Genomic DNA, 19,941 nt, shown 5'->3' with positions numbered 1-19,941 from the left:
TCGCGGCTCCGTCAAACCGGAGCGTGGCTCATGAAGAACCTGTTGATCGCCGCGAGCCTTCTCGTTCTTCTCGCCAACCCAGCGGGCGCGCAGCAGTTCGTGGACCGGCCGATGCCGGAAGCCGCGACCGGAACGGCGGCAAAGCCCCTCGTGAAGGCCTGGGAGCAGATGGTGGTCGCCGCCCATCCGCTGGCGGCGGAGGCCGGGCGCTCCATACTGCGCGAAGGCGGCAATGCGGCGGATGCGCTGGTCGCGGTGCAGCTCGTCCTGGGGCTGGTGGAGCCGCAATCCTCCGGCATCGGCGGCGGCGCATTCCTGCTTTTCTGGGATGGGCAAGAAAAGCGCCTGACCACCTTCGACGGTCGCGAAACCGCGCCGGCCGCCGCGACGCCGAAGCTCTTCCTGGACGAGAATGGGCAGCCCTTGAAGTTCCTGCCGGCAGTTGTCGGCGGGCGCTCGGTCGGAACGCCCGGCACGGTGAAGCTTCTGGCCAACGTCCATGCCCGCCACGGCCTTCTGTCGTGGCGGCGCGTCGTGGAGCCGGCGATCAGGCTGGCGCGAAACGGCTTTCCGGTGTCGGAGCGTTTGCATTCGCTGCTCGCCGCCGATCCCGATCTCGCGCAGTCCGTGACCATGCGCGATTACTTCTTCCCGAACGGCCAGCCGCTCGAAGCCGGCGCGACCTTGAAGAACCCGGCCTATGCCGACACGCTGGAGCGGATCGCCCGGCAAGGGCTGGACGGGTTCTATTCCGGGCCGAACGCGGAAAAGCTCGTGGCGGCGGTGCGGGATGCGACAGGCCTCGACGGCAAGCCCAATCCCGGCACGCTGTCCTTGAACGATCTGGAAGACTACGAGGTGAAGGAGCGCCCGCCCGTCTGCGCACCTTATCGGGTCTACGAGATCTGCGGCATGGGACCGCCTTCTTCCGGCGGGGTCGCGGTCGCCCAGATCCTCGGCCTTCTCCAGCCGACCGACATGCGCGCGCTCGGAAGCGACGACATCCAGTCCTGGCGACTGATCGGCGACGCTTCCCGCCTCGCCTTCGCCGACCGCAACCGCTACCTCGCCGACGAGGACTTCGTGGCCGTCCCGGTGAAGGGCCTTCTTGATCCCGGTTATCTGGCATCCCGCGCCAAGCTTCTCGAAAGCCCCCGCGCCATCGAGAAGGCGGAAGCCGGGATGCCGGCCTTCGACCATGCTCTTCTGGACCGGGCCGACGACCAAAGCCTGGAACTGCCCTCCACCAGCCATTTCGTCATTCGCGACAAAGCGGGCAACGTAGTGTCCATGACGACAACAATCGAGAACGGCTTCGGCTCGCGGTTGATGGTGAACGGCTATCTTCTCAACAACGAGCTGACGGACTTCTCCTTCGCGACGCACGAGAACGGCTTGGCCATCGCCAACCGCGTGGAGCCCGGCAAGCGGCCGCGCTCTTCCATGGCCCCGACGATCGTGATCGAGAACGGCGAGCCCGTTCTCGCCATCGGCTCGCCCGGCGGCTCCTCCATCATCGGCTTCGTGGCGCAGGCGCTCGTCGCGGTTCTCGACTGGGACATGAACGTCGCGGACGCCCTCGCCATGCCGCATCTTCTCCATCGCGGGCAGGTCTTCGAGATCGAGAAGGGAACGCAAGCCGAGGCGAAGGAAGCCGCGCTGAAGGCGCTCGGCTTCCAAACCAAGGTCACGGACCTCAATTCCGGCCTTCACGCGATCCGCATCACGCCGCAAGGGCTGGAAGGCGGCGTCGATCCGCGCCGCGAAGGGCTCGCGCTCGGCGATTGACTTCGCCGCCGTCCCGCGTCACCCCGTTGCGCCACAGGAGAGCAGCGATGCAGACGATCCTCGTTCAGTTCAAGTGCCGGCCCGGCCGGGCCTATGGCGTCGCCGACGCGTTGGTGGAAGCGATCGAGGAAGTGTCCGAGGTGCATTCCACCTCGGGCCATTACGATCTGATCGCCAAGTTCTACCTGCCCGACGACCAGGATATCGGCCATTTCGTCACCGAGCGTCTTCAAACGCTCGACGGAGTGGCGGATACCTTCACCACCGTCGCCTTCAAGGCCTTCGGGCGGGGCTGACGCCGCCGTCAGTCGACGAAAGCGCGCTCCACCACATAGGTGCCGGGGCTGGAATTGGAGCCTTCCACGAGACCGAAGCGCTCCATCATCGCCGCCGTGTCCTTCAGCATCTCCATCGAGCCGCAGATCATGGCGCGGTCGGTTTCGGGGTCGAAGGGCGGCAGGCCGAGATCGGAAAACAGCTTGCCGCTTTCGATCAGGTTGGTGATGCGCTCGCCCTTGTCCGGCCCTTCCCGCGTCGCGGTGGAATGGAGAAGGAGCTTACCCCCGGCGAACTCGCTCATCAGCTCGTCCGACAGGATCTTGTCCACGAGTTCCTGGCCATAGGTCAGTTCATCGAGCTGGCGGCAGGTCTGCGTGATCACGACCTTCTCGAACTTCTCGTAGATGTCGGGATCGCGCGCGACGGAGGCGAAAGGCGCGATGCCGGTGCCGGTGGAGAAGAGATAAAGCCGCTTGCCCGGCAGAAGCGCGTCGGCGACGAGCGTGCCCGTCGACTTCTTGCGCATCAGGACGGTGTCGCCTTCGCGGATCTTCTGCAGATGTTCGGTGAGCGGGCCGCCCGGCACCTTGATGGAGAAGAATTCCAACTCCTCGTCCCAGGCGGGGCTCGCGATGGAATAAGCGCGGTAGACCGGCTTTTCGGCATTCGGCAGGCCGATCATCACGAACTCGCCGGAGCGGAAGCGGAAACCGTCCGGCCGGGTCATTCGGAATCGGAACAGGCGGTCGGTATAGTGCTGCACCTCCGTCACGGTCTCAGCAAAGACGCCGGCGGGAATCGGAAAGGTGGAAGCGGTGCCGGACGAGGCTTCGGTCGCAGTCGCGGTCATGGGTAAAGTCGGGCTCTTCTTCGAACGATCGGACGGAAGATAGGAATTTTGCGGCATTGCGAAAGGCCGCGCGTCACCTGATGCTCTGCCCGCAAATGAATCGCCTTGCGAGGGCGGATTTTCTCAAACGCGGACCTGACGGGAAATATTCGACGGCGTGCCGAAAACGCGCCGATAACGCTCGATCTCCGACGGGATCCCGGTGGACTTCGCCGGATTGTCGGAAAGCTTCACTGCCGGACGATCGTTCACCGTCGCCACCTTGCAGACGAGCGAGATCGCTTCCAGCCCGTCGCCGCCATGGGGCTCGATATCGCGGAAGTCGTTGGTGAGGTTGGTGCCCCAACCGAAGCTCATGCGCGAGCGACCTTCGAAATGGCGGTAGGTCTCCTCGATGCCGTCGACATCCATGCCGTCGGAAAAGACCAGAAGCTTCTCGGTCGGGTCGATGCCGTGCGCCTTCCACCAGTCGAGAATGCGCTCGCCCCCTTCGATGGGCGGGGCGGAGTCCGGCCGGAAGCCCGTCCAGTCGGTCAGCCAGCCGGGCGCGCCGCTGAGAAAGGACTCCGTGCCGAAGGCGTCCGGCAGGACGACCAGAAGATTGCCGCCGTAGTAGCTCTGCCAGTCCTTCAGGATTTCGTAGGGCGCTTGGCGCAGGGCCTCGTCGCCATCGGCAAGCGCGGCCATCACCATCGGCAGCTCGTGCGCGTTGGTGCCGATGGCTTCGACGTCGTTGTCCATGGCGAGGAGGACATTGGAGGAACCGATGAAATTGTCGCCGAGCCCCTCCTTCAGGGCCTCCACGCACCAGCGCTGCCACAGGAAGGAATGACGGCGGCGCGTGCCGAAATCCGAGATGCGAAGGTTGGGCAGATCGCGCAGCCGCTCGACCTTTTCCCACATCTTGGCCTTGGCGCGGGCGTAAAGGACGTCGAGCTCGAATCGTCCGTAATCCTTCAAGGCCGCGCGCGAGCGAAGCTCGTTGATGACGGCGAGCGCCGGAATCTCCCACATCGTGGTATGCGCCCAAGACCCATGGAAGGAGAGTTCGAACTGCCCGTCGACGCGCTTCAGCTCGTATTCGGGGAGCTGGAAGTTCTCGAACCATTCCAGAAAGGCCGGGCGGAAAATCTGCGTCGAGCCGTAGAAGCTGTTGCCGGCGAGCCAGATCATCTCGCGCTTGGTCAGGCGCACCGTGCGGGCATGGTCGAGCTGGGCTCTCAACTCCGCCTCGTCGATCTCGTCGGCGATCCGCACGGCCTTGTTGCGGTTGATCAGCGAGAAGGAAACTTGCGTGTCGCCGTGCAGTCCCCAGATCATCTGCAGCATCAGGAGCTTGTAGAAGTCCGTATCGAGGAGCGAGCGCACGATCGGATCGAGCTTGAACGTGTGGTTCCAAACCCGTGTTGCGATGTCGGTCGCCACCATATGTCGATCTCTCGCCTTTCGCTGGCGCGATCCTGCGCGACATCGTGCCGCCGGGACGCGCGCTCCTTACGCGATGCACCCCCGGCCGCCAAGTCCAACCCCGGAAGAACTCGCCCTCGCGCCAAGCTTCGGGAACCAAATGCCGCCGGATCGTCTTTTGAACTTCAACCGGATTGGGCCACGCGTCCATGCCGAACGAGAACTTGAGGAGACTCGAGAATGAAGAACAAACTGATGATCGCGGGCATTCTCGCCTTGGGCCTGACCAGCGTGACCGCGCCCGCCATGGCGCAGGGCATCGAGATCGGCCCGAACGGCGTGCGCGTGATCGACCCGCGTGATCGCGACGCCCGCGACCGTGATGTGCGCGATCGCGATGTCCGGCGCGATGATGTCCGGCGCGATCAAGGCATCTCGCAACGCGAAGCCATTCGCATCGCTCGTTCCGAAGGCGTGCGCGACGTGGACAACGTCACCGAACGCCGCCGCTCCTTTCGCGTCGATGGCGCCGACCGTCGCGGCCGGGACATCACCGTGGACATCGACCGGATCACCGGCGATGTGATCTCGGTGCGCTGAACCGGACTTCCAACCGGCTTCCCGTGAAAAGCCCCGCCTAGCGCGGGGCTTTTTCTTTGCGCGGATATCCTCGCGACTCCGTCAGCTCCGCGCGCAGGCGACACGCACGGCGTAGTCCTTGGAGCTTTTGCTCAGCATCGGCTGGTTGGTGGTGAGTTCCGTTTCGTCCACAATGGTCGGCGTCGGGCATTTGGCGCCGAGATAGCCCGCAACGATGCGCTCGCGATCGGCGCGCAGGGTGGGGTCGACGCCGAGCGGCCGCAGGTTGCGGATGAGAACCGTATAGTCGAAGCCGGGCGACGTGGATGGCGTCGCGCTGATCGCGTTGTTTTCCTGAAGCACGGCAAGCTGCTCCTCGGTGCTCATGCAGCCGGCAAGAAGACCGAGGACAAGAATGGACAGAATGCGAAGCATCACGGGGCGCGTTTTCCGAAAAGAGGGCAACGGGGCGGCGGAGCCACCACGCGTTTCCTGCTTTTATGTCACGTGCGCCGCGAACAGAAGGGCGCGCCGACCTGCATCGACGCGCCCTTCGTCAAGCTCGAATGGCAGCTTGGATCAGGCCTGACCTTCCTTGCGCACCTGTTCCTTGGCAGTCTCCGTCGCGGTTCCCACGACGTTGGAAACCCGCTGCGCCAAGGTATCGCCCTCGCCTGACGGCTTCAGGCCCTGGCGGTCGGCTTCCTCGCTCGCCGCCTTGTAGGTCTCGGCGGCAACGCCTTTGGCGCTTTCCACGGCGTCCTTGCCATAGGCATAGGCTTGGTCGCGCAGCCGGTCGCGCGTGTCGCCGAGAAGCTCGTCCTCGGTGCGGGTCGAAGGCAGGCTCGCGCCGATGGCCGCGCCGACCGCCAAGGCGATGGCCCCGAAGATCAACGGCTCTTCCTGAAGCGTATCGAGAAAGCCGCGCTGGGCACGCCGTCCTACGCCATAGGCACCACTTCCGACCGAGCGCAGGCCGTCCGCCGCCGCTTGTCCGCCGCCGCGAAGCGCGTCGGCCGCACCCGAGCCGTAGTCGCGAGCCGCCTGCCCGACGCTCGACGCCGTATCGCCGATGGCGGAGGCGGCCGAGGACAGGCCGGAGGCGGCTGAAGACGCGCCGCTCGACACGCCGTCGCGAACACCGGACGCGGCCGAGCCGACGCGTGCGCCGATGCCCGGACCGCTGGAGCCGGTCCCACTATGGGACGAAGGGCCGGTCTCACCCCGGTAAGGAACATGGCCGACCGAATGATCGTCGCGCACGCCCCGGCCGAGAAGAAGCCAAGCCACCCCCGCCCCGACGAGGCCGAGGGCCAGCGGGTTGTCGCGCACCTGCCGGCCGAGATTCTGCACGGCGGCGTTGGTCTGCGTGGAGCCGAAGTAGTCCGTCACCTCGTCGAGGATCTGGCCGGGCGACATGCGCGCGCGAAGCTCGTCGATCGTGTTGTTGACGGAGGAGCGGCGTTCCTGCGCTTCGCGCTCCAGGCGGTCTGTATCGTCGCTGCTCATCGGATCTGTCCTTTCACGACCTTGCCGTCTTCGCTGAGCTGATGGGCCGTGCGCGTCGGCGTCAGGCTCACGGGCTCGAGTTCCTTCTTGCCCTTGGCGAGCAGAACCGCGCCGACCGCAGCAATCACCACGCCGACGATGAGCGAGGCCCAGCCGACGCCGATATCGGGTTCGCCGATCTTGGATACCGCGGTCACCAGCGCGGCGGTCAAGGTCAGGAGCGCGACGAGAAGGCAGATGGCCCCGGCGACGAGCGAGCCGCCGGCGACCTGGATTTGCGTGAACTTGTCGGAAATCTCGGAGCGAAGGAGCTGGGTCTCGGTGCGGAACAGCTCCGTCGCTTCCCGCAGGAGATTGGCGAGAAGATCGGGGACGGATCGGGTCTCGCGAGGCTCAACGGACATTGCGATCTCCAAATGACGTCGTGGCGGATGTGGCGAGGCTCGGAGCGTCGTAAGGTGTCTCCGGCGTTCTTCCGGCGCCGGTGGTGGTGCCGACGACGTCGCGCTTGTCGGCGAGATCGTCGCCTGGGCGCGGCAGCGTCGAAGAGCCGGCACCGGTCACGCGCGTGGCGGAGGACAGGCTCCCGTCCTCGGCATGGCCTTCGGAGAAGACACGGTCCGAGCCATAGTCGCGATGGGCTTGACCGGTATTGCGGTTCGACACGCCCTGGCTGCCATGTTCGCCGGTGGCCCTGGCGAAACGGCCGAGGGCCACGCCCGCCAACGCTACGCCGATAAGGAAGGTGGTCGGCTGGCGGCGGGCGAAATCGGTGACGGAACGGCTGATATCCTGGAGGTTCTGCCCTTTGATCGAGCCGGCCGCCTGCTCGATGCCGGTGGCGAGCTCGCGCACGAGTCCGGCCGCCATGGACTGGTCGCGTTGCCCGAGTTCGTCGGACGCCTTACGGATGGCGGCGGCGAAATCGCCGAGGCTGGAGGAGGCCTGCTCCTTGCCTTGCTCGGCCTGATCGGCAAGGCGCTGCTTGGCGGTGGAGGCGAGATCGGCCGCCCCCTTGCGCAGGTCTTCACTTGCCCCCGCGATGGCCGACTTGGCGTCGGAAGCCTCTCGGTTCAACGCGTCGCCGACGCGGTGCCCATCGTCATGCAGCCGGGCGCGGCTGGTATCGCTGGACGAATCGGTGCTCGTCGAGCCGACTTTGTTTCGATCGTCGAAGTCTGAAGCCATATCGATCTCCCTCAGCGAAGTCCCAGAAAGGACAGAACGGCAAGAACGACGACGATCAGCCCGATCAGGTAGATGATGCTGTTCATGGATCCGGTCTCTCCGTGCTCGACGCGCAGGTTCTTCTTCCTGCGGTACTTTGGTAAGAGCCGGGTCACGCGAGGGGTTCCAGAATCGGAAAGCACCTTCGGGACGTAAAACGCTAACTGGCAAAGCAAATCCGCTTTTCCCCTTTCAAGGAAAAGGCTCGCAAACGAAGCGGGGAGACCGGTCTCCCGGCCTCCCCGTTAGAATTCTCGGAAGGCTTCTCGTCTCGAGACGGACGCTGTCTAGAACTCCGCCCAGTCCTCCGCCGGCGTCGCGGCGGGCCTGCGTGCCGCCCCGCCCGCGCCGAGCGTGCGCATCTGCGCGACGGGGCGCGAAACCGCTTTCTGCGGAACGGATACGGGCGCAGCCGGACGCCCGCCGATACGGAAGTGCTGAACCAGGGCGGAAAGCGCCTCGGTCTCGACCGACAGGGACTGCGCGGCGGCCGTGGTTTCCTCCACCATGGCGGCGTTCTGCTGCGTGACCTTGTCCATCTGGTCGGCGGCCGTCGACACTTCGCGAAGGCCCGTCGCCTGTTCGTTGGCCGAACGGGCGATCCGGGAGATGATGCGATTGACGTCGGCGACCTGACCGACGATCCCTTGGAGCGAGCGCCCGGAAGCGGACACCAGTTCGACACCCGACACGACCTGGGCAGAGGATGTCGAGATCAGTTCCTTGATCTCCTTCGCGGCTTCCGCCGAGCGCTGGGCGAGACCCCGCACTTCCTGCGCCACCACCGCGAAGCCTCGTCCCGCTTCCCCGGCGCGCGCCGCTTCCACGCCTGCGTTCAAGGCGAGAAGGTTCGTTTGGAACGCGATCTCGTCGATCACCCCGATGATCTTGCCGATTTCGGTCGCGGAGCGCTCGATATCGGCCATCGCCCGCACCGCTTGCGAAACCACGCCGCCGCCGGCTTCGGCGTTCTTCTGCGTGGCGGCTACGGAGGTCTGCGCCTGACCCGCCCCTTGCGCGGTATCGTTGATGCCGCGTGTCACCTCGGCGAGCGCGGCAACCGTTTCCTCCAGATTGGCGGCCTGTTGTTCCGTGCGATGCGCGAGATCGGATGAAGCGGTGGAAATTTCGCCGAGACCCGAGCGGATGACGCCGACGGCCGCGACCACCGCGCCGACGACGCCTTCGAGCGACTCCACGGAGGAATTGAAGCGCTGGCGGATCGGCTCGAATTCGGGCGCGACCGCGTCTTCCATGCGCACCGTCAGATCGCCGGCCGCCAGCCTTTCGAAGGCCGCTTCCACGCCGTGGACGAGAACGCGCAAGTCCTCGGCCTTGGCGTTGTCGATCGACGCCTGCCGGTCGCGGCTCGCCGCCTGCGCGGCGCGCGTGGATGCGGCCTCCGCTTCCAGCCGCTCCTTCTGCACCGCCGCATCCTTGAAGATCTGCACCGCGCCCGCCATGGCGCCGATCTCGTCGTGACGTGCGGTGCCGGGCACCTCCTGCGAATTGTCGCCCTGGGCGAGACGCAGCATGGCCTCCGTCAACCGGACGGTGGGACGCGAAATGGCGCGCGACAGAAGAAGCCACATCACGACGGCGACCGAAGCGCTGAGCACCAGGGAGCCGAGAATGGTGTGAAGCGAAGCGCGCTCGGCGGTTGAAGCGGCGGCGGCATTGGCCGCGATCATCTCGCCCTGCACCTTCAAGGTCTCGTCCAGAAGGTCGTAGGCTTTGGTCAGCGGGAACTGCTTGGGCAAAGCCAGCGCTTGCGGGCGCGTCGCGGGATCGCGGCCGAGCGCGATCATCTGGTCTCCGGCCACCGTCCACCAGTTCTCGACGAAGGCCTTGGCGGCCTGCACCTTTTCGCGCTGCGCGGGCGAATCGGAGAGGCGCACGAATTCGTCCGCCGCCTTTCCGAAGCCGTTCTTGGCTTCGGCATAGGTCTTCAGGAAGCGCTCCTCGCCGGTCAGGAGATTGTTTCCGATGGCGTTCTGCTGGCGATAAAGCGACGCGCGCATCCGTTCGCCCTGAAGCGATGCCATGAAGTTGTCGGCGCGCGCAGCGCCGGCTTTCGTGGCATCGGACATGCTCGACCAAAGAAGGCCATAGGCCAGAAGCGTGATGGACACGATGGCGAGGAACGCGCCGGCGAGCTTATGGGATATCTTCAATCGAGACATCGACTGCTCCTGTTCGCGCAAGTTCATGCCTCGCGCCGAATTCTGGAATTTTCCTTCTCCTACGTTCGATCGATTAAGATTCGGCGACTGGGCGCACCAATGTTGCGAGGCCCAAGAAAAGCCGAACGCCCGCTCCCTGAACAACCCTTCCTGTCTTTCGGTAACCAATGCACCGTTGCTGTATAACCGGGTGGACTTATCAGCTCACAAGACACGTGGACGAGGGACGAACCAACGTTTATGGGAAAACCCATGCCGCTTGCCGACAATCTTCTTCGCCTGCGCGTCACCGATGGCAAGACCATCGAGGAGGTCGCGGAAGGCGCCAAGGTGCCGCCTGCCATTGTCGCTTCCATCGAGCAGGGGCGCCGATCCGTGCCGCAGAAGGCGCTGCGGGCGCTTGCCTCCTATTTCGGCGTCAGCGTGGAAGCCCTGCTTCGCTAAGCGCCGGTGCGGGACTTTCCCACGCGGGCCACGCAACCCAGCCCGCCTTTTCCCTCTTCTGCCCCGAACCGGCAATCATTCGGGAAAAGCGGATATGGGACGTTTCACAGGCAAGGTCGTCATTGTCACAGGCTCGGCCTCGGGCATCGGCGAAGCCGCCGCGCGGCGCTTCGCTGAGGAAGGCGCAAGCGTGGTGCTGAGCGACAAGAACGCCGAGAAGCTCGCGCAGACCGCCGCCAGCTTCGATGCGAGCGTCGAGACCCATCCGGTGGATGTCAGCGACATGGCTTCCTGCCGGACGCTCGCCGATTTCGTGGTCGAGCGCTTCGGACGCATCGATGTCCTCGTGAACAATGCCGGGCTCGACCACCTTGGCAAGCTGGACGAAGGCGACTTGAGCGAGTTCACGAAACTGATCGAAACGGACCTCTACGGCGTCGTGCAGATGAGCCGGGCGTGTATCGTCGCGCTTCGCCGCTCAAAGGGCTGCATCGTCAACGTTTCGTCGGTTTCGGGCCTCGGCGGCGACTGGAACCACAGCTTCTATTGCGCCGCCAAGGGTGCGGTGACGAACTTCACGCGTGCCCTCGCGATGGACGAGGCCAAGGCGGGCGTCCGGGTCAACGCGGTGAACCCGTCCCTCACCTATACGCCCTTCACCGAAGGCATGAAGGAGCAGCCGGAGCTCGTCGCCAAGTTCGAGGAGCGCATTCCGATGGGGCGCGGCGCGCAGCCCGAAGACATTTCGGGGGCGATCGCCTTTCTGGCCAGCGAGGACGCCCATTACATCACCGGCGTCAACCTGCCGGTGGATGGCGGCCTGTCCGCCTCGAACGGTCAGCCGCCGTTGAGCTGACCGGACAGAAGCCGCCGGCCATTCGTGGTCAGACGCAGCCAGAAGCTGCGCCGCCAACCGAAGGACAATTCCACCAGCCCGAGGGTTTGAAGGCTGTCGGCGGTTTCCAGCCAGGAAACGCGGTTGTCGCCGACCATCGTGCCGACGCTGTCGTCGTGCGGATAACCGTCGTCGAGACGAACGAGAAGTGCGGTCTGGGCCGGCGAAAGGTCGGAAAGGCGAAGAAACATCGAGGGTTCTGGCAATCATGGCCGGTGGGAGCGTCCGGCGGGCGCTTCCATCGCGCGCTGCCGCGCCAACCGCAATGCCGGCGATTGTCGCAGCCCGGCGCGGTTCGTCGGAGCCATCGGCGTTCCGACGCGTTAGCCGGGTCCGACCGCGACTCGATCCGAAGCTCGCGGCACGAACATGGAGACGGTGATGCAAATTCCGAAGGGCGCGACGGTCGCGGTGTTGGACGGCCAGAAACTCAGCCTGTTCCAGAACGGCGGCGACGACAACAATCCCTCGCTGAACGCCCTGCCGACGCCCAAGGTCGACACCGACAACAAGAGCGGCGGCCAGGGTCACGCCAGCAGTTCGGCCAATCCCGACGACAGCACGCAGGACGAGGACGGCTTCGTCGCCGGCGTCGCGTCGCTCTTGAACGCGCAGGCCGTGTCCGGCAAGCTGACGAAGCTCGTGGTGATCGCGGCGCCCAAAGCGCTCGGCGAGTTGCGCAAGCATTACCACGCCAAACTTCAGGAAGCGCTCGTCGGCGAGATTTCCAAGGATCTCACCGGGCAAACCAGCGGCGACATCGAAAAGGCCATCGCGGCCGCCTGAGCGCGCCTTCCCCGGCGCGAAAAAGAAAAAGCGGCGCCGGGTGGCGCCGCCTCCATGAAACAAGAAATTTTATCGTCGATCAGGGCATCAGAACCGAGTTGACGACGTGGACGACGCCGTTCTTCTGCTTGACGTCGGCGGTCTGCACCTGGCTCATGCCGCCCTTGGCATCCACCACCACGAGCTTGCCCTTCGACATCTTCACGGTCAGCGGCTCGCCCTCCACGGTGGTGAGCTTCATGCCGCCCTTCTTCTTGGCGCCGGTCATCAGTTCCTTGGCGGTATAGTCGCCGGATACGACGTGATAGGTCAGGATCTGGGTGAGCTTGGCCTTGTTCTCCGGCTTCACCAAGGTATCGACCGTGCCGGCCGGCAGCTTCTCGAAAGCCGCGTTGGTGGGCGCGAAGACGGTGAAGGGTCCCTTGCCCGCCAGCGTCTCGACGAGGCCGGCGGCCTTCACGGCGGCGACCAGGGTCGTGAGGTTCGGCGCGTTCGGCGCGTTTTCCGCAATGGTCTTGGACGCATACATCGGCGCGCCGCCGACCATGACCTGCGCGAAAGTCGGCGCGGTGAGGCCGAGCGAAGCGGCAAGAACGGCACCGGCGATGGTGAAGCGTTTCATGAGTTCTGTCTCCCGTCGCCTCGTTCCAACTTGAGAGGCGCGGAAGATACGGATCGAGGTGCAGGCTCGGATGCAGGGAGCGGAAAGATTTTTTCTCGCCGCTCCTTTCGGCATGTCAGATGCGCTGCAACTGCCCGGTTCCCACGACCGGGCCGGTCGGCTGGCCGGTGGGCGAACCGCCCGGCGGTTCCTGCGAGATCGCGAGCACGACGCCGCCGGCAAGGAGTTCGGGCGCGATGCCGATTTCCGCCGACCCCGCCAGGGGCAGAAGCCCGAGCGAGCGCGGCTGCGCGTTCGGCGCGATCGCCCAAAGCTGGCGCGCATAGCGCGGATCGGCGGTGGTCACGACGGGCACCAAGGTCGCGCGTGCCGTTTCCGGATCGATCACGGCGGCATAAAGGGCGCCGCCCCCTCCGCTCGCCGCGATCACCGTGGTCAAGGGCGCGTCGCGCGCCGCTTCCGGCATGCTCGTCACCACGAACAGCATCGCGAGACTGGCGACCAGAGACGCCGAGGTGCCGAGCGCCAGCCATTTCCAGCCGCGCGACACGCGGTTGTCGTTCGCGGCGGTCGCGATGGCCGGAGGCGGAAGGGTCGGGATATAGCCTGCCCCGTCGAGCTTGGCTTCCACCGAAGCCAGAACGCCGGCCGGCGGCTCCACCGGCTGAACGCCGATCAGGAGCGGAGACACGCGCTCTTCCCATTCCTCGACGCGTCGGCGAAGGGTCTCGTCGGTGCGCATGCGCCGTTCCAGAACCAGACGCTCGCGCTCGCCCAAAAGGCCGAGCGCATATTCCGCCGCGATCAGGTCGTCGTCGTCTTCGGGCGGATCGATGGTGTCGCTCATGGTTCGAGGCACCCTCGCAGCCGGATCAATGCGCGTCGAATGGCGCTTTTCATCGTTCCGAGCGGCATTCCCGCGCTGGTCGCCAGTTCCTCATAGGTCCTGCCTCCGAAAAAGGCGGAAACGATGGCGCCACGAGTACGCTCATCGATCGTTTCAAGGCATGTGACGAGCCGCCGCGCCTCGTCCCCCGTTTCCAGAAGGTGCAAAGGCCCCGGCGCTTCGTCCGGCAGATCATTGGCGGCCTCGGCCGAATCGTGGCCGGAGCGCGAGCGAAGCGCGCGCAGGCGGTCGATCGCCCGGTTGCGGGCGATGGCGGCGAGCCAACTGATCGGGCTCGCGCGCGTCGGATCGAAGCGATCCGCCTTGTTCCAAACCGTCAGATACACTTCCTGCAAAACGTCTTCCGCCTCGTCCCTGTTGGACAAGATACGCAGGACAAGTCCGTAAAGCTTCGCTGAAGTCAGATGATAAATTTGCGCGAGTGCGGTCCGGTCCCCGCGCGCCACCGCCTGGAGCTGCTCGGTCAGATGCTCTCGTCCCTCATCAGGCGTCACGATGGCTCGCTCTCAAGCTTCGCTGGTTCGACAGGCGAACAATGTGACGCAGGGAAAGTCAACGACCACTGATCGAAGGATGGAGCGATTCTCGTGAGTTACGCCATTTTCATGGGGACACAAGGCGGGAACGTTCGCTGGGGCGCGCGCTTTCTCCAGCACCCGACGGAAGGCAGGAGGAACCATGAGCAACATTCCGACACGGCCCGAGGACAAGCAGAAAGGCGCGGAACAACGGGACGAGAACGGGCCCGAAAAAATTTCGCCCGCGGAGGCAGAAAAGATCGTGGACAGCCACCGAACCGAGAAGCCGGTGGAGGATCTCGGCGGCGAGATCGACTGACCGGCAAGGCAGGCCCGGCCTCCCGTCTTCACGAGGCCCCGCGGAGATAGAAAGTCTGCATCAGCCCCTTTCCGGGGAGATCGATGGGGGCACGCGTTTCGAACGAGAATGCCGGCGAAGCGGCTTCGGCCGTTTGGCGGGAAACATGGACCCGGCCCGGCTCGCAGGCCGCTTCCAGGCGGCTCGCGGTATTCACCGTGTCGCCCCAGACATCGTAGAAGAACTTCTTCGTGCCGATGATGCCGCCGGCCGCCGGCCCGGTATGCACGCCGATCCTGATGTCGAGGGCGGGTCCATGGAGGGTGGAATGCACCTCCCTCGCCATCTCGCTCGCCATGCCGAGAACGCGGCCCGCGCTGTCGGCGAGCGGGTCCGGAATACCGCCGACCACCATATAGGCGTCGCCGATCGTCTTGATCTTCTCAAGGCCGTATCGGTCGGCAAGCGCGTCGAAGCGCGAGAAGATGTCTTCCAGAAGTTGCAGCGTTTCGGCGGTCTTGAGGCGCGACGCCAGCGACGTGAAGCCGACGAGGTCGCAGAACATCACCGTCACGTCGTCGAACTGGTCGGCGATGATGGTTTCGCCCGCCCGCAGACGTTCCACGACGCTCCCCGGCAGGATGTTGCGCAGAAGCATTTCGGAACGCTCCTGCTCGTGGCGCAGGAGTTCGAGCGTCTGCCGCTCGCGGTCGCGCAGGAACTTGCGCTCCAGGGACGAGCCGATGCGGGCGCGAAGCAGCGTTTCGTCCAAGGGCTTCGACAGGTAGTCGTCGGCGCCGGCCTCGATGCAGCGCACCGCCGCTTCCGCCTCGTTCAGCGCCGACATGACGATCACCGGCATGGGCGTCGCGCCGGCCTCCGCCTTCAAGCGGCGCAGGACTTCAAGGCCGTCGATGCCCGGCATCAGAAGATCGAGCATGATGAGATCGACGCCGCCCTCGCTCGCCCGCGCCAGCGCTTCCTCCCCGCTGCCGCAGACGGTCACCTCGTGCCCTTCGCGCGTCAAACGCCGCTCGATCAGGTCGCGCATCGCCGGATTGTCGTCCACCACGAGGATGCGACCGTGGATCGCGTTGGGGGCGGCGTTGCGGGACGGCGCGGGAATGATGCCGACCACATCGCCGGCCTCGCAGGCCGGGTGGGCCTCCGGCAAGGAGGTCGTGTTCGAGGGAAGAAAGGCGGACAGCCTGTCGAGTGTCTGGAGGAGGCGCTGGGCGGAAGCGATGACCTCTTCGAGCCGGCCGGCGAGCGCGGCCTGCCCGTCGTCGGCGGCTTCCTCGGCGACGAGTTCGCCATAGCCGAGAATGGAGGTGATGGGCGTTCGAAGATCGTGGCGCAGCTTGCGGATGTCGAGCGCGCCTTCCGCGGCGGGGTCGTCCGCCAGGCGCGTTTCCAGATCGGCGGTGCTGCCGGCAAGATGCGCGGAGGCCGACCGCATCCGCGCCAGATCCGATGCGAAAGGTACGGCCCGGTCGCCGGGGTCGTCGCAGACGACGTCCACCAGAGCCTCCAGTTCGCCGACCGCCTGCTTCAGCTCGCTTCGCACGAAATCCGCGAGGCCCTCGGTGCCCGCGCTTCCCTTCGCATAAGACAAGGGCGCAAGAGCGCCCTGCCCGACTTTTACCGATAGCATTGGCGGCTCATGGTGGTGCAGGAACCCGCGCGCGAAACTGCACGTGATCCCGCACCAAACCGGAGAAACAGGCGCTTCGTTCCGCCGCCTCGTTTTCCGCGCCTTCCTGAGCCTTCGATCAGGGGGTCCGGTGGACCTGGCAGTAAGCGCGTTTGGCCCCGTCGGCCTCGGCGATCACGACGAGCGAAGCGCTTTCGCCGGCCCCTATCGCAGCCGTTCTCCCCGTCGCGGTGCCTAAGCTTTCGCGCTCCGCATCGAAGAGGCTGCATTCCACCGAAGCCGTCACGGCATGGTCGGTGCGGTTGGCGACCGTCACCGCGATCTCGGTTCCCGTTTCGCCCGGATGCAGGTCGTCGACGCGGATCGCCACGGTCTCGTCGGGCGAGAAGTCCGCCGGCTTCAGATCGAGGTCGGCATCCCCTTCGGCGCGAACCGGGGCGCTGAGCGCCAGAGCAAGCATCGACACGCTCGCAACGGTCAGCAGGCGTCGCGCCGTGACGGCGGACATCGGAGGATGGCGCATGGGAAAAAACCTCGCGGGATGTTGGGCCGACCCTAACGCCACTGCCTTGCCCGCGGCTTTTCGAATGCCTTTTTTCCGCCTCGAACCGGACGACGGCTGAGGCCCGCCGCCTCAGGCGGCGTCGGCGATCCTGAGGCCCGCTTCGCCGTCATGCGAGGGAAGAAGAAGCGCATAATCGGGAATGCTCGGATGCGCCGTCTCGAACGGGTGCGCGTGGGCGGCGGTCACGACCATGACCGCCGCGCCGGCCGCTTCGGCGGCCTCGATGCCCGCCGGCGCGTCCTCGAAGACGAGGCATTCGGCGATCGGGACGCCGAGACGTTCGGCGGCGAGGAGGAAGCAGTCGGGGGCCGGCTTGCCGCGCTCCACGTCGTCCGCCGTGACCAGCACCGCCGGCAGCGGCAGGCCGGCGGCCCGAAGGCGGCGGGTCGCGAGTTCACGCGTGGCGGACGTCACGATCGCCCAACGCTCGGGCGGAAGCGCGGACAGGAAATCGAGCGCGCCTTCGATTGCGAGAATGCCGTTCACATCCGCAAGCTCGGCGATCGTGACGTCTTCCACTTCCCGCTCGATGTCGATCCCCGGCAGCGCGAGGCGACGGATGTTCTCCACCGCGCGCATGCCATGCATGGTGCGCAGGAACCACTCCACCTCGACGCCGTGCTTCACCGCCCATTCCGCCCATACGCGGTTCACCACCGCCAGCGAATTGACCACCGTTCCGTCCATGTCGAACAGAAAGGCGCCGAAGGTTCGACCGTGATGGCTTGTCATTCAAAGAAACTCGCGAAGAAGGGTTCGGGGCGGCTTATCCGTTTCCGCTCTTATCCGCCATATGTGACCCTCCCGTGAGAGGTTCGTCCGAAACTTCCGTCGAAGAAGGAAAGAAGCGATCGGCGCCGACAAGATCATGGATTGACGGCTGATCCAGCGCTCTCGGCAAGAATCTAGTCGAGAACTCATCGGTTGATCTAGCTCTTTCGGCGCATCTTCTCGAGTTTCCGATAATGATTCACCGCCCATCCGCTAGCTAATCATCTTTACTCATCCAAGAATGAAGCTGAAACGGACCGATCTCCGTATCTGCCTCCAATAGAAACCAAGAAATTTGGGAGGCTCCATGGAATATCGCCGTAGATTCATTGCGTCGAATTGCTTCGTCGCCAGCGCGCTGGTCGCAGCGGGCCTTTGCGTTACGCCCCTCGCCGTCGGACCCGCCTCCGCTCAATCGGCGGCCGGCGGCTCGTCCGCGGGAGGGGCGTCCGCAGGTGGCGCGGCTTCCGGCGGCGCAGCCGCGGTTGGCGGTGCAGCCGGCGGCGTTCAAACAACGGCGTCGCCCGTGGAAGCGCCCGTGACGTCCGGCGCGCGCGCACTGACGGGTGGCGGCAGTGCGAACCCTGGGGAAGCGGGCCTTGCCCAGGAAAACACCTGGGACCTCGGTCCCAACACCGCCGGAGGGCGCGAAGGCGGCGACACATCCTCCACCACGCAGGCCGAAGCCACCGCCGGTCAAACCAACGTCAATTCGGTGAATGCCGGCACCATCGCGACATCGGGAAGCCCCAACACGCTGTCGGGCACCGGCGCATCCTCCATCGGCGGCGGCTCCTCAACCGCCGGCGCCGGCACCACCAGCATCGCGGGCGCGGGCCGGCCGGAAGATTTCAAGATACCGAAGCCGATCATCGGCGTGGATCTCGTTTCGATCCGCGCCGCCCTTCGCACCGGTCCGACGGCAACTCCCGAAGCCGAATAGGCGCGGCAAGCTTGCCTGCCGGTGCGGCCAAGTGGCAGGGCGACGAAACAACAAGGAACCGGGCCACGCGCGACCGCTTAAGCCTCTATCGAGATGTGGAGGATTTCATGTCGAACCTGCCGACACTGCCCGATGCCGACGCACAGGAGCCGATCCCCGACGAGGAGTTCGACGACGATCTCGTCGGCGAGCCCATGGAAGACGATGGGATCGGATCCGATCTGCCCGAACCCTCCGGCGATCCGCTGCCGAGCGATGTCGAACCGAACGACGCGGTCGCCAACGACTTCGCCTGATCCGCTTCAAACAAGCCCTCAGCGGCGGATGCCGCCGGGGGCATTCTCGTCGAGACCCGCGATCAGCGTCCCGACATCGACCCTGGCGCGCAAACGGCGCGCGAGGAGGTAGAGCCCGCCGAACTTGCGCTGAAGAAACAAAGCGTCGATCGGCGGAAGCGGCAGGACGGCGCGGTCCGCCGCCAGCGTCTCCGCGCGCGTCCGCAACTCGTCCAGCATCGCTGTATCAGTGAAATCGTAGATGCCGCCGGTGCGCAATCCCTCCGTCCCCATCATGAACATCGAGATCACGGCCTCGCGGATATCGGGCGCGGTCGCTCCATCGAAATAGCCGATGGCGGTCATTTCGGCCTCGGCCCCGGCGGCATCGCCCCGAATGGCAGCCTCCGTCAAACGGCGATAAAGCTGGCCGAGCTCCGGCGAGAAGGCGCGTGTCGCCCCGAAGTCGAGAAGCACGATCTTGCCGCTTTCCGGCTCATAGCGGTAGTTCGCGAGATTGGGATCGGTCTGCATCAGGTGAAAGCGGAAGAGTTCGCGGAAGGCCAGATCGATGAGCCTCGTGGCGATACGGTCGCGCTCTTCCTGCGGCGCTTGCCCCAGTTCCTCGATCGGCCGGCTCTTCACGAAACTCATGGCGAGGACGTCCGGCGTCGTCAGATCGTCGTGCATCGCCGGAACGATGAAGGCGGGGTCCTCCACTAGGAGTTCGCCGAACCGGCGCAGGTATCGGCCTTCCCGCTCGTAGTCCGCTTCCTCGTGCAACTGCCGTTTGCCCTCCGCCAGAAGCGGGGCCACGTCGAGGCCGGGCGGCACGATGTTCACGATGCGCAGAAGCGTCGCGACGTTGTCGACGTCGCTGTCGATGCTCTGCCGCACGCCGGGATACTGCACCTTCACCGCAAGATCGCGGCCGTCGGTTGTCTGGGCGCGGTGCACCTGCCCGATGGAGGCGGCGGCGAGCGGCCGGAAGGAGAAATAGTCGAAGCGCTTTTCCCAGCCCCTACCCCACTGCCGGTCGAGAACGGCCTGAACCTGCGCTTTCGGCATGGGTTCGGCATCGGCGCGCAGACGCCCCAAGATCTCGGCAAGTTCCGCCGGCAGCACATCGCCGGCATCCATGGACAGAAGCTGGCCGACCTTCATCGCCGCGCCGCGCATTTCGGCAAGGCGATTGGTGACCTTCGACACGTTGCCGGGCGTCAAAAGAAGATCGCCGAGGCGCGGACGTTTCCCTTGTGCAAGCCGCCGCGCGCCTTCCATGAGAACGCCGCCCGCGACGCCTCCCGCCATGCCGCCGAAGCGCGCCAAACGCGACAAGCGGCCGCTCGGGACGGGAAGGCCGCGAGGCGGAAAAGGTGGACGGCTCGGCACGTGACGCTCCTCATATGCGAGGAGCAGCATCTAGCGCGGCGATCCCTGC

Annotated in this window: 25 protein-coding genes; 9 read left to right on the top strand and 16 right to left on the bottom strand. The window is 65.5% G+C overall.

What is annotated here, in order from left to right:
* Positions 1-30 precede the first annotated feature (30 nt).
* Positions 31-1,788 carry a gamma-glutamyltransferase gene (gene ggt, locus F9929_RS14085; RefSeq protein ID WP_152047221.1) on the top strand — a complete coding sequence of 586 codons (1,758 nt, stop codon included), beginning with the start codon at positions 31-33 and terminating at the stop codon, positions 1,786-1,788.
* A 47-nt stretch (positions 1,789-1,835) separates the two neighbouring features.
* Complete coding sequence (locus F9929_RS14080; protein ID WP_152047220.1) at positions 1,836-2,084, top strand: Lrp/AsnC ligand binding domain-containing protein; 249 nt, start codon at positions 1,836-1,838, stop codon at positions 2,082-2,084.
* Between the two features lie 8 nt (positions 2,085-2,092).
* Here F9929_RS14080 and F9929_RS14075 read toward each other — a convergent pair whose 3' ends face one another.
* Positions 2,093-2,917: a ferredoxin--NADP reductase gene (locus F9929_RS14075; RefSeq protein ID WP_152047219.1), complete on the bottom strand. Its 825-nt coding sequence runs from the start codon at positions 2,915-2,917 to the stop codon at positions 2,093-2,095.
* Positions 2,918-3,040: 123 nt separating this feature from the next.
* A complete protein-coding gene (locus F9929_RS14070) occupies positions 3,041-4,345 on the bottom strand; it encodes a nicotinate phosphoribosyltransferase (protein WP_152047218.1) in 1,305 nt (434 codons plus the stop codon).
* Positions 4,346-4,564: 219 nt separating this feature from the next.
* Between F9929_RS14070 and F9929_RS14065 the strand changes: the two genes are divergently transcribed.
* Positions 4,565-4,924 (top strand): PepSY domain-containing protein, encoded by a 360-nt coding sequence (locus F9929_RS14065; protein ID WP_152047217.1) that lies wholly within the window; start codon positions 4,565-4,567, stop codon positions 4,922-4,924.
* Between the two features lie 81 nt (positions 4,925-5,005).
* On the opposite strand, the gene F9929_RS14060 is transcribed toward F9929_RS14065, so the two are convergent.
* The 6 genes from F9929_RS14060 to F9929_RS14040 form a co-directional block, all read right to left on the bottom strand.
* On the bottom strand, positions 5,006-5,341 hold the full coding sequence (locus tag F9929_RS14060) for a hypothetical protein (protein ID WP_152047216.1): 336 nt from the start codon (positions 5,339-5,341) through the stop codon (positions 5,006-5,008).
* A gap of 141 nt (positions 5,342-5,482) precedes the next feature.
* Positions 5,483-6,412: a DUF3618 domain-containing protein gene (locus tag F9929_RS14055; protein ID WP_152047215.1), complete on the bottom strand. Its 930-nt coding sequence runs from the start codon at positions 6,410-6,412 to the stop codon at positions 5,483-5,485.
* Positions 6,409-6,816: a phage holin family protein gene (locus F9929_RS14050; protein ID WP_152047214.1), complete on the bottom strand. Its 408-nt coding sequence runs from the start codon at positions 6,814-6,816 to the stop codon at positions 6,409-6,411. The genes F9929_RS14055 and F9929_RS14050 overlap by 4 nt, the downstream gene beginning before the upstream one ends.
* Positions 6,806-7,600, bottom strand: a complete 795-nt coding sequence (locus F9929_RS14045; RefSeq protein WP_152047213.1) for a hypothetical protein — start codon at positions 7,598-7,600, stop codon at positions 6,806-6,808. The genes F9929_RS14050 and F9929_RS14045 overlap by 11 nt, the downstream gene beginning before the upstream one ends.
* 11 nt (positions 7,601-7,611) lie before the next feature.
* Positions 7,612-7,755, bottom strand: a complete 144-nt coding sequence (locus F9929_RS24050) for a hypothetical protein (protein ID WP_193227775.1) — start codon at positions 7,753-7,755, stop codon at positions 7,612-7,614.
* 171 nt (positions 7,756-7,926) lie between these two features.
* Positions 7,927-9,822, bottom strand: coding sequence for a methyl-accepting chemotaxis protein (locus F9929_RS14040; protein ID WP_152047212.1), 1,896 nt, complete (start codon positions 9,820-9,822; stop codon positions 7,927-7,929).
* A gap of 252 nt (positions 9,823-10,074) precedes the next feature.
* Here F9929_RS14040 and F9929_RS14035 point away from each other — a divergent pair, with 252 nt between their 5' ends.
* Positions 10,075-10,266 carry a helix-turn-helix domain-containing protein gene (locus F9929_RS14035; RefSeq protein WP_193227764.1) on the top strand — a complete coding sequence of 64 codons (192 nt, stop codon included), beginning with the start codon at positions 10,075-10,077 and terminating at the stop codon, positions 10,264-10,266.
* Positions 10,267-10,360: 94 nt separating this feature from the next.
* Complete coding sequence (locus tag F9929_RS14030) at positions 10,361-11,122, top strand: SDR family NAD(P)-dependent oxidoreductase (protein ID WP_152047210.1); 762 nt, start codon at positions 10,361-10,363, stop codon at positions 11,120-11,122.
* Here the strand turns inward: F9929_RS14030 and F9929_RS14025 are convergent.
* Positions 11,104-11,352, bottom strand: coding sequence for a hypothetical protein (locus tag F9929_RS14025; protein ID WP_152047209.1), 249 nt, complete (start codon positions 11,350-11,352; stop codon positions 11,104-11,106). The genes F9929_RS14030 and F9929_RS14025 overlap by 19 nt on opposite strands.
* Before the next feature lie 190 nt (positions 11,353-11,542).
* Here F9929_RS14025 and F9929_RS14020 point away from each other — a divergent pair, with 190 nt between their 5' ends.
* Entirely contained in the window at positions 11,543-11,947 is a 405-nt protein-coding gene (locus F9929_RS14020; protein WP_152047208.1) for a host attachment family protein, read from the top strand.
* Positions 11,948-12,026: 79 nt separating this feature from the next.
* Here F9929_RS14020 and F9929_RS14015 read toward each other — a convergent pair whose 3' ends face one another.
* From F9929_RS14015 to F9929_RS14005, 3 genes are all read right to left on the bottom strand, one after another.
* Positions 12,027-12,569, bottom strand: a complete 543-nt coding sequence (locus F9929_RS14015) for a fasciclin domain-containing protein (protein ID WP_152047207.1) — start codon at positions 12,567-12,569, stop codon at positions 12,027-12,029.
* A gap of 115 nt (positions 12,570-12,684) precedes the next feature.
* Entirely contained in the window at positions 12,685-13,416 is a 732-nt protein-coding gene (locus F9929_RS14010; RefSeq protein ID WP_152047206.1) for an anti-sigma factor, read from the bottom strand.
* A complete protein-coding gene (locus tag F9929_RS14005) occupies positions 13,413-13,970 on the bottom strand; it encodes a sigma-70 family RNA polymerase sigma factor (protein WP_152047205.1) in 558 nt (185 codons plus the stop codon). Before F9929_RS14005 ends, F9929_RS14010 begins: the two co-directional genes overlap by 4 nt.
* A gap of 184 nt (positions 13,971-14,154) precedes the next feature.
* Here F9929_RS14005 and F9929_RS24045 point away from each other — a divergent pair, with 184 nt between their 5' ends.
* Positions 14,155-14,313, top strand: coding sequence for a hypothetical protein (locus F9929_RS24045; protein ID WP_193227763.1), 159 nt, complete (start codon positions 14,155-14,157; stop codon positions 14,311-14,313).
* A 28-nt stretch (positions 14,314-14,341) separates the two neighbouring features.
* On the opposite strand, the gene F9929_RS14000 is transcribed toward F9929_RS24045, so the two are convergent.
* The 3 genes from F9929_RS14000 to F9929_RS13990 form a co-directional block, all read right to left on the bottom strand.
* Positions 14,342-15,946 (bottom strand): adenylate/guanylate cyclase domain-containing protein, encoded by a 1,605-nt coding sequence (locus F9929_RS14000; RefSeq protein ID WP_152047204.1) that lies wholly within the window; start codon positions 15,944-15,946, stop codon positions 14,342-14,344.
* 118 nt (positions 15,947-16,064) lie between these two features.
* The gene (locus tag F9929_RS13995; protein ID WP_152047203.1) at positions 16,065-16,469 is read right to left on the bottom strand and encodes an FxLYD domain-containing protein; all 405 of its coding nucleotides are present in this window, start codon (positions 16,467-16,469) and stop codon (positions 16,065-16,067) included.
* A gap of 111 nt (positions 16,470-16,580) precedes the next feature.
* Entirely contained in the window at positions 16,581-17,243 is a 663-nt protein-coding gene (locus F9929_RS13990) for an HAD-IA family hydrolase (protein ID WP_152047202.1), read from the bottom strand.
* 346 nt (positions 17,244-17,589) lie between these two features.
* Between F9929_RS13990 and F9929_RS13985 the strand changes: the two genes are divergently transcribed.
* Positions 17,590-18,225 carry a hypothetical protein gene (locus F9929_RS13985; protein WP_152047201.1) on the top strand — a complete coding sequence of 212 codons (636 nt, stop codon included), beginning with the start codon at positions 17,590-17,592 and terminating at the stop codon, positions 18,223-18,225.
* A gap of 107 nt (positions 18,226-18,332) precedes the next feature.
* Positions 18,333-18,521, top strand: coding sequence for a hypothetical protein (locus tag F9929_RS13980; protein WP_152047200.1), 189 nt, complete (start codon positions 18,333-18,335; stop codon positions 18,519-18,521).
* Positions 18,522-18,539: 18 nt separating this feature from the next.
* On the opposite strand, the gene F9929_RS13975 is transcribed toward F9929_RS13980, so the two are convergent.
* Positions 18,540-19,922: an ABC1 kinase family protein gene (locus tag F9929_RS13975; RefSeq protein ID WP_152047199.1), complete on the bottom strand. Its 1,383-nt coding sequence runs from the start codon at positions 19,920-19,922 to the stop codon at positions 18,540-18,542.
* Between the last annotated feature and the right edge of the window lie 19 nt (positions 19,923-19,941).

Source organism: Aureimonas psammosilenae (assembly GCF_009176975.1).
Lineage (GTDB): Bacteria > Pseudomonadota > Alphaproteobacteria > Rhizobiales > Rhizobiaceae > Plantimonas > Plantimonas psammosilenae.
This window is presented reverse-complemented; position numbering and strand designations above follow the sequence as displayed.